Origin of the sequence: Rhodanobacter sp. B2A1Ga4, from assembly GCF_018101315.1 — a bacterium.
Lineage (GTDB): Bacteria > Pseudomonadota > Gammaproteobacteria > Xanthomonadales > Rhodanobacteraceae > Rhodanobacter > Rhodanobacter thiooxydans_A.
In genome coordinates this window covers 240,795-255,959 of sequence record NZ_JADBJR010000002.1, presented here as the reverse complement: position 1 = coordinate 255,959, position 15,165 = coordinate 240,795, and the positions used below count along the sequence as shown (strand labels likewise).

Annotated in this window: 11 protein-coding genes; 6 read left to right on the top strand and 5 right to left on the bottom strand. The window is 68.9% G+C overall.

The window, feature by feature from the left end:
* Positions 1-3 precede the first annotated feature (3 nt).
* On the bottom strand, positions 4-495 hold the full coding sequence (locus IMW82_RS09805; protein ID WP_211004359.1) for a GAF domain-containing protein: 492 nt from the start codon (positions 493-495) through the stop codon (positions 4-6).
* 137 nt (positions 496-632) lie between these two features.
* On the opposite strand from IMW82_RS09805, the gene bioD reads away from it, so the two are divergent.
* From bioD to IMW82_RS09780, 5 genes are all read left to right on the top strand, one after another.
* Positions 633-1,313: a dethiobiotin synthase gene (gene bioD / locus IMW82_RS09800; RefSeq protein WP_211004358.1), complete on the top strand. Its 681-nt coding sequence runs from the start codon at positions 633-635 to the stop codon at positions 1,311-1,313.
* A 53-nt stretch (positions 1,314-1,366) separates the two neighbouring features.
* Positions 1,367-1,714 (top strand): hypothetical protein, encoded by a 348-nt coding sequence (locus IMW82_RS09795; protein ID WP_211004357.1) that lies wholly within the window; start codon positions 1,367-1,369, stop codon positions 1,712-1,714.
* A 106-nt stretch (positions 1,715-1,820) separates the two neighbouring features.
* Complete coding sequence (gene dcp / locus IMW82_RS09790; RefSeq protein ID WP_211004356.1) at positions 1,821-4,007, top strand: peptidyl-dipeptidase Dcp; 2,187 nt, start codon at positions 1,821-1,823, stop codon at positions 4,005-4,007.
* Positions 4,008-4,154: 147 nt separating this feature from the next.
* Entirely contained in the window at positions 4,155-5,984 is a 1,830-nt protein-coding gene (locus IMW82_RS09785) for a monovalent cation:proton antiporter-2 (CPA2) family protein (protein ID WP_211004355.1), read from the top strand.
* A gap of 139 nt (positions 5,985-6,123) precedes the next feature.
* The gene (locus IMW82_RS09780) at positions 6,124-7,173 is read left to right on the top strand and encodes a glycosyltransferase family 9 protein (protein WP_345777125.1); all 1,050 of its coding nucleotides are present in this window, start codon (positions 6,124-6,126) and stop codon (positions 7,171-7,173) included.
* An 18-nt stretch (positions 7,174-7,191) separates the two neighbouring features.
* Here the strand turns inward: IMW82_RS09780 and IMW82_RS09775 are convergent, their stop codons facing one another.
* Together IMW82_RS09775 and IMW82_RS09770 are read right to left on the bottom strand one after the other, a co-directional pair.
* A complete protein-coding gene (locus IMW82_RS09775) occupies positions 7,192-10,632 on the bottom strand; it encodes an ankyrin repeat domain-containing protein (RefSeq protein WP_211004353.1) in 3,441 nt (1,146 codons plus the stop codon).
* Between the two features lie 72 nt (positions 10,633-10,704).
* A complete protein-coding gene (locus IMW82_RS09770; RefSeq protein ID WP_108471753.1) occupies positions 10,705-10,998 on the bottom strand; it encodes a YcgL domain-containing protein in 294 nt (97 codons plus the stop codon).
* Positions 10,999-11,269: 271 nt separating this feature from the next.
* Here IMW82_RS09770 and IMW82_RS09765 point away from each other — a divergent pair, with 271 nt between their 5' ends.
* Positions 11,270-12,769, top strand: a complete 1,500-nt coding sequence (locus tag IMW82_RS09765; protein WP_108471752.1) for an outer membrane protein transport protein — start codon at positions 11,270-11,272, stop codon at positions 12,767-12,769.
* 75 nt (positions 12,770-12,844) lie between these two features.
* Here IMW82_RS09765 and IMW82_RS09760 read toward each other — a convergent pair whose 3' ends face one another.
* Positions 12,845-14,281 (bottom strand): coniferyl aldehyde dehydrogenase, encoded by a 1,437-nt coding sequence (locus tag IMW82_RS09760; protein ID WP_267895696.1) that lies wholly within the window; start codon positions 14,279-14,281, stop codon positions 12,845-12,847.
* Complete coding sequence (locus IMW82_RS09755) at positions 14,271-15,149, bottom strand: restriction endonuclease (RefSeq protein WP_108471750.1); 879 nt, start codon at positions 15,147-15,149, stop codon at positions 14,271-14,273. The genes IMW82_RS09760 and IMW82_RS09755 overlap by 11 nt, the downstream gene beginning before the upstream one ends.
* Between the last annotated feature and the right edge of the window lie 16 nt (positions 15,150-15,165).

Sequence of the window (15,165 nt, the reverse complement as noted above, 5' to 3'; positions counted from 1 at the left end):
CGGTCAGCCGTGCACCGACGCCATGAATACCGCGCACAGCGCCTCCATCCCGGCGCGGTCGTCCTCGTCGAAGCGGTCGGTGACCGGGCTGTCCACGTCCCACACGCCGAGCAGGCTGCCGTCGGCCTTCACCAGCGGCACCACGATCTCCGACTGCGAGGCGGCGTCGCAGGCGATGTGCCCGGCGAACGCGTTGACGTCGCGCACCAGCTGGGTCTGCCGCGTCTGCGCGGCGGTGCCGCAGACGCCGCGGCCGAGCGCGATGCGGATGCACGCCGGCTTGCCCTGGAACGGGCCGACCACCAGCTCGGTGCCGTCGTACAGGTAGAAACCGGCCCAGTTCACCTGCGCCAGGCTGTGGTAGACCAGCGCACTGAAATTTGCCGCGTTCGCGATCAGGTCGCGCTCGCCGGCGAGGATGCCGCGCGCCTGTTGCACCAGGTCCGCGTAGTGCTCGCGCTTGCTGGCGTACGTATGGGTTTTCAGTTCGAACATGCGACGGGTCCTGCAGCAAAGCCCGTATTATGCGCCGAGCGATCATGACGGAGATGCGGTGTGAGCCTGGCCGAACAGCGCGAAGACCTTCGCGGCGCCGCGGTGCCGAATCGTTTCGGCCGGCACGGAGCGCAGCCATGACGCCCGCGCTGTTCATCGCCGGCACCGACACCGGCATCGGCAAGACGCATGCGGCGTGCACGCTGCTGCATGCCTTGCGTGCGGCGGGCTACAGCGCCTGCGGCATGAAGCCGGTCGCCAGCGGCTGCGCGGAGACGCCCGATGGCCTGCGCAACGATGACGCGCTGGCGCTGCAGGCGGCGAGCAGCGACGCGAACCTGCCGTATGCGCTGATCAACCCGGTGGCGCTGCGCGATCCGCTGTCGCCGCACCTGGCGGCGGCGCACGATGGCGTGGAAATTTCTCTCGCACCGCTGCACGCGGCCTTCGAACGGTTGAACACAAGCCATCAATGCCTGGTGGTGGAAGGCGTGGGCGGCTGGCTGGTGCCGCTGGCGCCGGGGCTGTTCGCCTCGGACATCGCCCGGCAGTGGCAGCTGCCGGTGATCCTGGTGGTCGGCCTGCGGCTGGGCTGCCTCAACCACGCCCAGCTCAGCGCGCGTGCGATCGTGGCCGACGGCTGCCGCCTGCTCGGCTGGATCGGCAATCGCGTCGACCCAGCGATGGACGCGCCGGAGGAAAACCTGTCCACGCTGTGCGAGCTGCTACCGGCGCCATGCCTGGGCGTGCTGCCGCACGGCGTGGCGCCGGCGCTGGCGGCTGGCTATCTGCGCGCTGCCGTGGCGGCGTTGGACTGAACTTCACGTGCCGCGTGCTGGGATGGAAGCCCAGCTCGCCTCCCGGAGACACCATGGCCCGCAACCACTACTACCTGTCGATCGCCGACCTGGCCCATGCGCGCGGTAGCGACCCGCGCTTCGCGTACGACGGCGCCGGCCCGGATGACTTCGCCGCGGCGCTGCAGCAGGCCTTGCGTGACGACACCCTGTTCCAGCGCTGGCGTGCGGCGCAACCCGACCCGGATGCGGTCGACGCCAGCCTTGGCGCGACCGACCCGGCGGCGCAGGTGCAGGCGAAGGTCGCCGACCTGCGCACCGACGTGGACCTCATCACCGACCTGCCGATGAGCGTGGTGCGTCACCGGTTGTACCTGCTGATCGGCGCGGCGTGGCAACTGCGCGACCTGCGCGCGGCCTGAACGCGACTCCTCGCGCGGTTTGGAAAAGTGCCCGCGCTGCCGCTACAGTCGGCGACTACGACTTGCCGTGCCCGCGTGCGGGTACATCTCAACCTGAGGAAACCGGATGCTTCGTCTGCGCACGATTGTGATCACCACCACGATGGCCCTGGCTGCCTGCTCGCAGCAGCCGCACGAAGCCGCCAATCCACCCGCGCCGGCCGCCTCCGTCGCCGCCGCCAGCAGTACCGCCACCGCCATGACCAGCAACCCGTTCTACAGCGCCAGCACGCTGCCGTTCCAGGCGCCGCCGTTCGACAGGATCCACGACGGTGACTACCAGCCGGCGATCGAGGAAGGCATGCGCCAGCAGCTGGCCGAGATCGAGAAGATCGCCAGCGACCCCGCCGCGCCCACGTTCGAGAACACCTACGTGGCGATGGAGAAATCCGGCGCCATGCTGCATCGGGTGATGGCGGCGTTCAGCGCCGTCACCGGTGCCAATACCAACGACACGCTGCAGAAGGTGCAGGAAGAGGAAGCGCCGAAGCTGGCCGCGCACGAGGACGCGATCCACCTCGACGGCAAGCTGTTCCAGCGCGTGCAGGCGGTTTACGACCAGCGCGACACGCTCAAGCTCGATCCGGAATCCGCCCGCCTGGTCGAGGTGGTCTACAAGAACTTCGTGCATGCCGGCGCCAAGCTCTCCGACGCCGACAAGGCGAAGCTGAAGGATCTCAACAAGGAAGCGTCCACGCTGAGCACCGCCTTCACCAACAAGCTGCTGGCCGCCACCCGGGACGCCGCGCCGGTGATCGCCGACAAGGCGAAGCTGGCCGGGCTGTCCGACGCCGAGCTGGCTGCCGCCGCGCAGGCCGGCAAGGAGCGCAAGCAGGACGGCAAGTACGTGCTGTCGCTGCAGAACACCACCCAGCAGCCGGAGCTGCAGGACCTCGCCGACCGCGCCACTCGCCAGGCGCTGTTCGAAGCCTCGTGGAATCGCGCCGAAAAGGGCGACGCTAACGACACCCGCAAGACCATCGAGCGGCTGGCGCAGATCCGCGCCGAGCAGGCGAAGCTGCTCGGTTTCCCGAATTACGCGGCGTGGAAGCTGGACGACCAGATGGCGAAGACGCCGGAAACGGCGTTGAAGTTCATGCAGGACCTGGTGCCTGCGGTCACCACCCGCGCGCAGACCGAGGCGGGCGACATCCAGGCGCTGATCGACAAGCAGCACGGCAACTTCAAGCTTGAGCCGTGGGACTGGAACTTCTACGCCGAGCAGGTGCGCAAGGCGAAGTACGACCTCGACGAGAACCAGATCAAGCCGTACTTCGAGCTGGACGACGTACTGCAGAACGGCGTGTTCTACGCCGCCAACCAGCTGTACGGGCTGACCTTCAAGGAACGCCATGACATCCCGGTGTACCAGCCGGACATGCGCGTGTTCGAGGTGTTCGACAAGGACGGCAGCTCGATGGCGCTGTTCTACACCGACTACTTCAAGCGCGACAACAAGAACGGCGGGGCCTGGATGGACAACCTGGTCACCCAGTCGAAGCTGCTGGGCACCAAGCCGGTGATCTACAACGTCGCCAACTTCAGCAAGCCGGCGGCGGGCCAGCCGGCGCTGCTCTCGTTCGACGACGTGATCACCATGTTCCACGAGTTCGGCCATGCGCTGCACGGCATCTTCGCCGACGAGCAGTACCCGACCCTGTCCGGTACCAACACGGCGCGCGATTTCGTCGAGTTCCCGTCGCAGTTCAACGAGCACTGGGCCACTGACCCGAAGGTGTTCGCCCACTACGCGAAGCACTACCAGACCGGCGCGCCGATGCCGCAGGCGCTGGTCGACAAGATGAAGAAGGCCGGCAAGTTCAACAAGGGCTACGAGATGACCGAGCTGGTCGCCGCGGCGATGCTCGACATGAACTGGCACATGCTCGGCGCCGACGCCCCGCTGCAGGACGCCGACCAGTTCGAGGCCACCGCGCTGAAGAAGGATCACATTGACCTCAGCTACGTGCCGCCGCGCTACCGCTCCAGCTACTTCCAGCACATCTGGGGCAACGGCTACGCCGCCGGCTACTACGCCTACCTGTGGACGCAGATGCTGGCCGACGACGCCTTCATCGGATTCAAGGAACACGGCGGCCTGACCCGCGAGAACGGCGACCGCTTCCGCGCGATGGTGCTCTCGCGCGGCAACACCGAGGAACTGGCGAAGATGTACAAGGACTGGCGCGGTCACGATCCCGAGATCGAGCCGATGCTGGAGAACCGCGGCTTGAAGGACGCGCCGAAACACTAAGCGGCACGCTGCCCCCGCATGCAGACCGGGCCCGCCTCGTGCGGGCCCGGTCTTTTTCGGCAACCTGCCATGGAAACGATGCGGGTATGCCGTGCGGTCATCCCTCGCGTGGAATAATCGGCCACCCCCGACCGGAGCCGCCAGCGCGTGGACAGCCATCATTTCCTGCAGACCGCGGTGGTGTTCCTGCTCGCCGCGGTGATCGCGGTGCCGCTGACCAAGCGCTTCCGGCTGGGCGCGGTGCTCGGCTACCTGATCGCCGGCGTGGCGATCGGGCCGCAGCTGCTGGGCCTGGTCCACGACACCGAAGGGGTGGCCACGATCTCCGAGTTCGGCGTCGAGCTGATGCTGTTCGTGATCGGCCTGGAACTGTCGCCGCAGCGCCTGTGGGTGATGCGCCGCTCGGTGTTCGGCACCGGCATGCTGCAGGTGCTGGCGACCAGCGTGGCGATCGCGGCGGCGGGCTATTTCCTGTTCGGCCTCAGCGGCAAGGGCGCGGCGATCGTGGGCGGTAGCCTGGCGCTGTCGTCCACCGCGTTCGGCCTGCAGATTCTGGCCGAGCGCAAGGAGGCCGGTTCCGCCTACGGCCGCCAGGTGTTCTCGATCCTGCTGTTCCAGGACCTGGCAGCGATCCCGCTGATCGCCGCGGTGCCGCTGCTGGCTTCCTCCACCGCGCAGGATTTCAACCTGTTCGCAGTGCTGCGCACGATCGGGGTGATCGTGGCGGTGATCGTCGGCGGCCGCTACCTGTTGCGCCCGGTGTTCCGTTTCGTGGCGAAGGCTGATTCGGTGGAGGTGTTCACTGCCACCGCGCTTCTGGTGGTGATGGGCGTGGCGCTGCTGATGGAGATGGCCGGCGTCTCGGCTACCCTGGGCGCGTTCCTGGCCGGCATGCTGCTGGCCGATTCGGAGTACCGGCACGAGCTGGAATCGAACATCGAACCGTTCAAGGGCTTGCTGCTGGGGCTGTTCTTCATCAGCGTGGGCATGTCGATGGACCTGTCGCTGCTGCTGCACCGGCCGGTCTGGATGCTCGGCCTGGTGCTGGCGCTGCTGGCGCTGAAGAGCGTGCTGCTGTGGCCGCTGGGGCGGCTGCTGGGCGGGCTCAACCGTTCCGACACGCTGCGCCTGGTGGTGCTGCTGGCCTGCGGCGGCGAGTTTGCGTTCGTGGTGCTGCGCCAGGCGGCCGAGCAGCGGCTGATCGGCGTGGCCCAGCGCGACGCGCTGGTGCTGGCGATCACCTTGTCGATGGCGTTGACCCCGCTGCTGGTGGTGCTGGCGGCGAAGGCGCTGAACGTGAGGCCGAACAAGCCGTCGCGCGAGTTCGATGCGATCGAGGCCGACACGCCGCGGGTGATCATCGCCGGCTTCGGCCGGGTCGGCCAGATCATCGCCCGCGTGCTGCGCGCGCAGAACATCCCGTTCGTGGCGCTGGAGCATTCGGCCGACCAGGTGGACCAGTCACGCCGCTTCGGCAGCGTCAACCTGTTCTTCGGCGATCCGGCACGGCCGGAACTGCTGCGCGCAGCGCGGGCCGACAAGGCCGAGGTGTTCGTGCTGGCCACCGACGATCCGGAGGCGAACCTGCGCACCGCGCGGCTGGTGCGGCGGCAGTACCCGCACCTGAAGATCATCGCCCGCGCGCGCAACCGCCAGCACGTGTTCCGGCTGATGGACATGGGCGTCGAGGAGCCGATCCGCGAGACCTTCCACTCCAGCCTCAAGATGACCCGCAAGACGCTGGAGGCGCTGGGCCTGCCGCACGAGCTGGCGGCCGACCGGGTCGAGCGCTTCCGCCGCTACGACGAGGATTTGCTGAAGAAGCAGGCGCTGGTCTACGACGACGAGACCAAGCTGATCCAGAGCACGCGCGAGGCGATGCTCGACCTGCAGCAGCTGTTCGAGGCGGATGCCGAGCGCAGCGCGGAACGCGAGCGCCAGCGCGAGGTCGATGACCCGCTCCGCGGTGAGGATTGACCCGCCAGGCACGCGCTGGAAGGGTGTCGTCGGCCGCCCGCACATAAAAAAACGGGGGTGACGCGTCAACCGCGGGTGGTGTCCGGCGTTGCTCGCTGTCATGCCCGCGATTCCTGACTCCGCAGTACCCGGCCCGGTCGTGATCCGTTTCGGACGGCTCGGCGACACCATCCTGTTGCAACCGCTGCTGCGCAAACTGCGATGGCGCTACGGCCGGCCGTGCCAGTTGCTGACGCTGGGCGACTGGTCGCCGGTGCTGTACTCGGCGCAGCCGGAGGTGGCCGGGTGCATTCCGCTGCGCTCGCAATACGGGCCGATCTGGATGCGACCGCGGCGGTGGCGGGCGGCGCTGGCGTTGCATCGCCTGCGCGCGGCGCCGTTCTACATCTGCGAGCCGCAGCTGCGCACGCGCACCAAGATCCGTCCGATGCTGACACTCGCCGGCGTGCCGGCCGAGCACTGCACCTTCATCGAAGACATGCCGTCGAAGGCGGACGAGCACTGGGTGGACTGGTTGCTGCGTTTCGGCGACGCAACGCCGGCCGCATTCCGCTCACTCGCCGGGCTGCCTGCGGCCCCTGCCTGTGCTGCGCCGGAGCTGCAGGTCAGCGCGGCTGAGCGGGCCGAGTGCGATGCGTGGCTGCGCGCACAGGGCATGCTCGGGCGCCCGCTGGTGCTGTTGCAGCCGGCCAACAAACGCACGATGCGCTGGAACGGCGTGCGTGCCGCCGAGGATGACGACAAATCCTGGCCGGCGGAACGCTGGGCTTCGCTGGTTCGCGCTATCAGCTGCCGGTTGCCGCAGGCGCAGATATTGCTATGCGGATCGCCGGCCGAGACCGGCTATCTCCGTACCGTGATGGCGGTCACCGGTAGGGGCGCGTCGCAGGTAGCCGCTGCCGCACTGCCGCTCGGCCGGCTGAAAGCGTTGCTGGAAATCGCCCACAGCATGGTTTCGGTGGATACCGGGCCGGCGCACCTGGCCGCGGCCGTGGGCTGTCCACTGGTGGTGCTGATGGGTGCCCGATCACCACACATGTGGATGCCGCGCAGCGCATCCGGCAGTGCGGTGCACCTGCTTGGCGGGCTACCGGCGATCAGGCGGGTGGACGAAATCGATACCGCACAGGTGGTGGCCGCGTGGCATGCACTGCGGCCACGCGGCGCGCTGGCCGCCAACCCCGCGTAGTGCTGAAGCCGCGGCTGCTCAGTCGGCCGGTTGTGCCGGTTGACGCAGGGTCTGCCGCACGCTGGGGATCGCCCCACTGCGCGCGGCCAGTTCGTGGGCGATGTCAACGTAGCCCAGCTGCCGCGCCACGTCGGCCGCGGTGCGCCCGAATGCATCGGCCGCGTTGCGGTCGGCGCCGCGCGACAGCAGCACGCGCGCCGGCGGCAACAGCGCATGCATGGCGCAGGCGTGCAGCGCGGTCACCCCGCGCTGGTCGGCATGTTCGACCCGGGCGCCGGCCTCCAGCAGCAGGGGCACCAGCGCGCCCAGGTGGGTGGCGTCACAGGCGCTGCCCGGGCGCAACTGCGCGCCGAGCAGCAGCAGCAGCGGCGTCTTGCCCTCGTGGTCGGCGTGGTTGATGTCGGCGCCGTGCTGGAGCAGACGGTCGAACAGGCGCCGTGCGCGCAGGCTGTCGTTGTGCTCGAAACCGAATTGCGCCGCCGCATGCAGCGCGCTGCGGCCGGCGTCGTCGACCGCATTGACCGCCGCGCCGGCGTCCAGCAATTGTTCGACGATCTCCGGATAGCCCATCGCGGCGGCCACCATCAGTGCGGTGGCCTGGTTCGGCAGGCGCTGGTCGACGGCGACCTGGTGCTGCAGCAGCAGCGCGACCAGCGCCTCGCGGCGCGCGGCCACTGCGGCGGCCAGCGGGGTGACGCCGCTGAGCGCGGGCAATGTGGCGTCCGCGCCGGCGTCGAGCAGGCAGGCGGCGATGTCGCGATGGCCGGCACCGCAGGCGTGCAGCAGGGCGGTGGCGCCCTGCTCGTCGCGGGTATCCACGGCGAAGCCCAGTTCCAGCAGGCGCTGCACGCTGGCCAGTGCGCCGGCCTTGGCGGCGGCAGGCAGGTCGTCGGCACGCAGCGCGCGGTTCGGCCGCGGCCAGTCGCGCCAGTCCAGCCAGCGCTCCACCGCCGGGTGCTCCAGCGCCAGCCCCAGCGGGGTCTCGCCATTCGCGTCGGTGGCTTCGGGATCGGCGCCGTGGGCGATCAGCGCGCGCGCCAGCGGCAACGCCTGCGCACCGTGCTCCAGCGCGGCGAACAGCGGCGTGCGGCCGTCGCGGTCGCGCGTGTTCGGGTCGCTTCCGCGCGCCAGCAGGGCCTGCAGCAGCGGCAGCTGCGCATTGGTCGCGGCCAGTTGCAGCGGCGTGCGCTCGCGGGCGTCGGCGCCGAACGGGTCGGCGCCGCGTTCGAGCAGGTTCAGCGGCAGCGCGGCACCTTGCGCGGCCCCGTTCAGATGCGCCAGCGCCTGCGCCAGCAGGCCGGCGCCGGCCGGGCTGGCGCCGGCCTGCAGCAGGTCGTCCAGCGCTTCGGTGGCGTCCGGCAGTTGTGGCAGCAGGGCGTCGAACAGGCGCTGTCCCAGCGGCGGCAGGCTCGGCGCGTCGGCGGTTTCAGCGTCGTCGATGCGCGGTGCCTCCAGCCGCGCCTCGGCGTCCAGGCCGTGGTCGAGCAACCAGCGGCGCGCCGCGCCAAGACCCGGCGCAGCCAGCTGCAGATACAGCCGGGCCAGCTCCGTCTGCGGCCAGTCGCGCACCCGCTCGACGAAGCCGGAGACGATCGCCCAGTGGCCGAAACGCAGCGCGTCGAGCAAATGCGCGGGCGTGTCGTTGCCTTCGCCCAGCACGTCCTGGCTGAGGCTGGCCGGCAGCGGCGTGTCGGGGTCGAGCAGGGCAACCAGATCCCAGCGTCCGGCGCCGGCGGCGTGATCGAGCGCGCTGCGCCCGTCGCTGCCGGCGGTCTTCGGCTCGGCACCCAGGGCCAGCAGCGCGCGTACCGTGTCGGCGTGCGCACGCGGCGACTGGCAGGCCAGGGTCAACGCATCGCGGCCGTGGCTGTCGCGCAGGCCGGCGTCGGCTTGCGCTTCGGCCAGCAGTTGCACGATGCCGCCGGCACCGGCGCGCGAGGCTTCCATCAGCGCGCTGCTGCCGTGGCGGTCGACCAGGTTCACGTCGGCGCCGGCGGCGCACAACACGCGGGCGACTTGCTCATGGCCTTCGGCGGCGGCGGCGAGCAGCGCATGCCGGTGCCGCGCGTCGACCGCATTGACCGCGGCGCGATGCTTGAGCAGCAGCTTCACGCCTTCGGCATCGTCGTCGGCGATGCCGGCGGCGGCTACCAGCGCCGGTTCGCCGTCGGCTGGGGCCGGCTTCGCGCCGCGTTCCAGCAGGAATTTTGCCAGCGGCCAGTTGGCGGCGCGGCAGGCGGTGGCGAGTGGACTGATGCCGGCCTTGTTCAATGCATTGATCGGTGCGGCCGCGTCCAGCAGCATCGCTGCCACGCCGGCGTCGCCGCTGAGCGCGGCACCGTGCAGCGGCGTGTTGCCCTCGGCATCGGTGACCAGCGGGCTGGCGCCGTTGGCGAGCAGGGTCAGCACCGCCTCGGCGCGGCCGTGCCAGCTGTCACGGGTGGCGGCCAGCAGCGGGGTGATGCCGCCGCTGGCGCGGTTCACGTCGGCACCCCTGGCGATCAGCGTGCGCAACAGGCGGGTATCCGGCAGTAGTGCGGCCAGCATCAGCACCGGCCGCTGGTCGCGGTCGTCGGTGCCCGGCGCGGTGTCCGGATCGGCACCGGCCTCGACCAGGGCCAGCGCGCGCTCGATGTCGCCATCGCGAGTGGCGGCCAGCAGCGCGGCGGCCTGTTCCGGCGTACCGGCGGTGCGCTCCTGCTCGCTCAGCACCGGACGCGGCGCGGGCGCGGCGCGGCCGTCGACATCGCTGCGCCGGCGCGGCTGGTGGCGTTCGCACAGCAGCGCACGCAGCGTGCGGTTGGCGATCACCAGGCAGCCCAGCGGCAGCAGCAGCACGCCATAGATCGCCAGCGCGGCGACGCGCGGCTCCGGCGACAGCACGCCGTACAGGCCGGTCAGCGCGATCGCGCCGAAGGCCAGCACCAGCAGCGCGAACGCGGCCGGCAGGAAGTGGCTGAAGAAACGCTCCTCGAGCGAAAGGTGGCGGCCGAACGCGATGCTGCGCAGGGTGGCGGTGAAGATCCACGAGCCGTCGCGCTGGCTTGGATAGGCGTCGTCCCACACGAACACCAGACCGAACGCCGGCCACAGCCGCCACAGCGCGACCAGCGCCAGCACCAGCGCCGCGGCCAGCACCAGCGCCGCGCTGAGGCTGGGCTGGTGGGTCAGTTGCAGCATTGGCCAGGCGACCAGCACGAACACCAGCACGGTGTAGCCGGTGAACATCACCAGGTGGGCGGCGCCACGGCGCAGCACGGTGCGGCCGAAGTGCGGCTCGGGATCGAAGCCGATCGCATGGCAGATCGCGGCCATGGTCAGCGCGTTCGCCAGCAGCAATGGAACCAGGGTCAGTGGATGGGTGACCAGGCCGGCGACGGCGACCGCGAGCAGGCCCGGAATGAACCAGGCCAGGGCGTGCAGGAGAGGAGGGCGGCGGCGCGATTTGGGCTGGGTCATGGGGGGCAGTATAGAAATCGTTGGCTGTGCAGGCGGTAACCAAGTGTTAACGCCGGCGACATGATGCGCGATTCACTCGCCCCGATCATCCCTCGGCGAATGCGTATAAGCGGGATGATTGGCGGTGGCCAGGGTTTCCTGCGGTGGCAGCTGCAGGTGCCAGCCCTGCGTGCGCAGGTGTTCGAGCACCTGCGCGGTATCCTCGACCGGCAGCTTGCGCTGCTCGTCCAGCTGCACCTCCATCACGAAACGCAGCTCGCCCAACAGCAGCAGCAGCGGCTCGGGCAGCGTGTCGAACGCATCTCGCTGCGCCAGCCACAGGTAGCTGTCGGCTTTGCGCAGGCTGGCATAGACGAAACATGGCATGGCGACACCGTGTCGGATCGGGGAGGGAGTGCAGGGTGAGCTGCCGGGCGACGAGGGTAGCAGTGCCCGTCGATGAACCGGGCATCGGCAGTTTGCGCCACCCGGCGGATATGCTGATGTTAGTAAATTGTTGCGAGCGCACTTGCAACGCCCTGTGCAAGAGGGCAGAGTCCAGCGCAGGAAGTTCAAACGCACGTATGAATTCATGTTTCTCGCCGGTTATGCCCCGGTTACTGTCCCGAGCTGCACCAACAACATGCAGGAGCTAGCGATGCACACGTCTTTCCGTTCCTTCTCGGGCGCTGCCCGTCCACTGGCCCTGGCTGCGCTGAGCGTTGCGGTGATGGGTGCCTTGTTTGCACCTGGCAATGCCGATGCCAGCGCGTTCCAGCTCAAGGAAAACAGCGCCAAGGGGCTGGGCCGGGCCTATGCCGGCTCCGCCACCGCTGGCGGCGACGCCTCGGTGGTGGCCAACAACCCCGCCGCCATGAGCGAGCTGGATGGCACCTATTTCCAGGCCGACGTCACGGCCATCAACTTCAGTGCCAAGTTCAGCGGCAGCGCGCATGACGTGCTGGGTCGCCCGATCAGCGGCGGCAACGGCGGCGACGCCGGTACCACGTTGCCGGTCCCGGCGTTTTTCCTCGCGTCCAAGGTGTCGGACAAGCTGCACCTCGGCTTCGGCTTCTCGGTGCCGTTCGGTTTCCAGACCGAGTACGACCGTGACTGGGTCGGCCGTTACAACGGCGTCAAGTCCAAGTTCCAGTCGCTCGATGCGACCTTCTCGGCCTCGTACGACCTGACCGACAGCTTCGCCCTGGGCGTCAGCGCGATCGCGCAGCGCACCTCGGCCGAGCTGAGCAGCGCCATCAACTTCAACGCCGTGGGCCTGGGCATCCAGCAGGGCATCGGCGCGCAGACCGCCGCTGGTGTTGCGCAGATCCAGGCAGCCATCGCGGCCGGCCAGCTCTCGCCGGCGCAGGGCACCGCGATGATCCAGGCGGCCGTGCAGCAAGGCCAGGCCGCCGCGGCCGGCGTGGCGGCGGTGACTCCGCCGGGCGTCGACGGCTTCGCCCGGATCAAGGGCGACGACTGGGGTTACGGCTACCAGGTTGGCGGCTTCTGGAAGCTGACCCCGAACGACAAGCTGGCGCTGAACTACCGTTCCAAGATCAGCCATCACCTGCAGGGTACCGGCAACTTCACCACCACCCCGGGCTACGACCTGCTGCTGAGCAATCCGGCACTCGCCAGCAGCATCCCGCCGTTCGCACATACCACCGGTACCGCCGACTTCACCACCCCGGCGGTGATCAGCGCCAGCTACTGGCACCAGGCGGAGAAGTTCGGCCTGGGCATCGACCTGGCCTACACCAAATGGGACGTGTTCAAGGAGCTGCGCGTCAAGTACGGCAACCCCGGCCAGCCGGATACGGCCGAGACGTTCAACTGGCGCAACACGGTTTACGCCTCGGTCGGCGGCGACTACTACCTCAACGACAAGATCACCCTGCGTGCCGGCATCGCGGTGGACACCTCGCCGAGCTACAACGCCGTGCGCGACGTGCGCGTGCCGGATTCCACCCGCAAGCTGGCGACCGTGGGCATCGGCTACAAGGCCAGCGAACACTTCGAGGTCAACGCCTCGTACGCGCATATCTTCGTGAACCAGGCGCATATCAACAGCACCAGCTCCACCGGCGACGTGGTCACCGGCAACTTCGACGACTACGGCAACCTGCTGAGCCTGTCGGCAACCTACAAGTTCTGAGCGCCGTCACGCGGCGTGCCGTGAAAAACCTCCCCGCTCGCGCGGGGAGGTTTTTTTATGTGCGGATGTTGCGCCTCAACCGCGGTTGAGCAGCAGCGCCAACATGCGGCGGAAGCGTGCGCCGTACGGTGGGTTGAGCAGGCCGGCGCCGTTCCAGCGGGCCTGGCGGAACACCGGTTTCAGGTGCGAGAACGTGCGGAAGCCGGCCTCGCCGTGGTAGCCACCCATGCCGGACGCACCCACGCCGCCGAACGGCAGGCCGTGCTGGGCGATGTGGTACAGCGTGTCGTTGACACTGACGCCGCCGGCGTGGGTGCGCGCCAGCACCCGGTCGATGCGGGCCTGGTCGTGTTCGAACAGGTACAGCGCCAGCGGATGCGGGCGGGCGGCGACATGGGCGATGGCGTCGTCCAGCGCGTCGTACGGCAGCAGTGGCAGCAGCGGGCCGAAGATCTCCTCGCGCATCACCGCCATGCTGTCGTCGACTTCGGTCAGCAACTGCGGCGGCAGCAATCGCCGCGCCGGATCTTCCGTCGCCTCGCCGAGCGGGTGCACGCGTGCGCCGGCCGCCAGCGCGCCATCGCGCAGCGCCGCGAGACGCTGGTACTGGCGGTCGGAGACGATGCTGGCGTACTGCGTGTTCCGCTCCAGTCGTGGGTACATCCGCGCCATCGCCTTGCCGGCGAGGTCGATGAATTCCGCCACCCGTGCGCGCGGCAGCAGCACGTAGTCCGGTGCGATGCAGGTCTGCCCGGCGTTGACCAGTTTGCCGAACACGATGCGCTCCACCGCGTGCTCGAAGCGCGCGCCGGGGCCGATGATCGCCGGCGACTTGCCGCCAAGCTCCAGCGTCACCGGAGTCAGGTTGGCCGCGGCCGTGCGCATCACGTGGTGGCCGACCGCGGTGGAGCCGGTGAACAACAGGTGGTCGAACGGCAGTGCGGAGAATGCCTGTGCCACGTCCGCGTCACCGTTCACCACGGCCACTTCGTCGGGCCGGAGATACTTCGCCACCTGCCCGGCGAACAGCGCCGAGAAGCGCGGCGTGTATTCGCTCATCTTCAGCATCACGCGGTTGCCGGCGGCCAGCGCGTCGACCAGCGGACCGATCGCCAGGTACAGCGGGTAGTTCCACGGCACGATGATGCCGACCACGCCCAGCGGTTGCGGGCGCAGCTCGGTGCGCGCAGGCAGGAACAGCAGGTCGGCCAGGCGCCGTCGTGGTTTCATCCAGCGACGGCCATGGCCGAGCGCGTGGCGGACCGCCGACAGGCTGGGGAAGATCTCCAGCAGGTCGGTCTCCTCGCGCGGGCGCTGGCCGAAGTCGGCGTCGATCGCCGTGGCGAATGCCTCGCGCTGTTCGAGCAGCATCGTCTCCAGTTGATGCAGGCGTTGCGCACGCAGTGGCCAGGCGGGCATCTGCTCGCGTGCCTGCGCCTCGCGCAGGCGCTGCAGCATGCTGGTGAGATCGGCGTCCGTCGCATCGCGCGTAGCGCTTCGCTCAGGATTCACGGCGGAATTCGTCAAAGAAGGCATGGTCGATCTCATATACCATTTTAGGCTTCACGCCGATGAGCTTGTCCTGGAACAGCTCGGTCAGTTGTTCGCCATCGATCAGCTCGATCGGCACTACGCCGTCGCGAGTGGCCTCGGCCTCAGCGTCCTGAGTGAAGCGGCCGGTGGTGATGAATACACCTTTCTCGGCGCGACCGAGCAGGGCATTGCGGAATTCGCCCACCGCGCTTCGTGCGACGACATCCTTGTAGCGCTTGGCCTGAAAGGCCACACGCAGGCTCACGAAGGCACTGAGGCGCAGCAGGCCGTAGCCATCGATGCCGCCATCGCGCGAACGCTGGGTGACTTCGACTTCCTCGAACCCGTGCTCGCGCAGCAGGCGGCCACAAATCAGCTCGAAACCATAGGGCGGCAGGGATTTCAGGACATCGAGCAGGCCAAGATCCTGCAGCTCCCCAGGTGATTCGGCATCGGCCGTTTTGGACTCGACGCGAGTTTCCGTGGTCGCGTGCTGTCTGCGTTCGGCCTGCTGGATCTTTACCCGGTCGAGGAAGAGGGTTCGCGCCGCGTCTTCGTCGAGACGAGTCTTCCAACCCAACGGGCTCAGGGTCCATGTGCCGCGCTTGCTGTCGTCCAGAAGGCCTTGCCACACCAGGTACTGGCGAGCCCACTGCACCTGGTTGTGGAAGCGATTGGCGCCGGACTTGAGGGTGGCTTCGGTGATCTCGGACGGGAGGCTCAGCTCGCGCGCGATCCAGCGAGACACTTCCTGTGGTTTGGCCGAACCGCCGAGTGCGCGCAGGGCATCCAGCAAAGGTCCCATCCAGCGAGCGAACTCGGCTTGCCCATTTCTCTGTTTCGTCATGCCAACGCTCCGTGCA

Bases quoted from the DNA above. Each gene is read 5' to 3' on its own strand.
- IMW82_RS09805 (WP_211004359.1), bottom strand. From the start codon at position 495: ATGTTCGAACTGAAAACCCATACGTACGCCAGCAAGCGCGAGCACTAC.
- bioD (WP_211004358.1), top strand. From the start codon at position 633: ATGACGCCCGCGCTGTTCATCGCCGGCACCGACACCGGCATCGGCAAG.
- IMW82_RS09795 (WP_211004357.1), top strand. From the start codon at position 1,367: ATGGCCCGCAACCACTACTACCTGTCGATCGCCGACCTGGCCCATGCG.
- dcp (WP_211004356.1), top strand. From the start codon at position 1,821: ATGCTTCGTCTGCGCACGATTGTGATCACCACCACGATGGCCCTGGCT.
- IMW82_RS09775 (WP_211004353.1), bottom strand. From the start codon at position 10,632: ATGACCCAGCCCAAATCGCGCCGCCGCCCTCCTCTCCTGCACGCCCTG.
- IMW82_RS09770 (WP_108471753.1), bottom strand. From the start codon at position 10,998: ATGCCATGTTTCGTCTATGCCAGCCTGCGCAAAGCCGACAGCTACCTG.
- IMW82_RS09765 (WP_108471752.1), top strand. From the start codon at position 11,270: ATGCACACGTCTTTCCGTTCCTTCTCGGGCGCTGCCCGTCCACTGGCC.
- IMW82_RS09755 (WP_108471750.1), bottom strand. From the start codon at position 15,149: ATGACGAAACAGAGAAATGGGCAAGCCGAGTTCGCTCGCTGGATGGGA.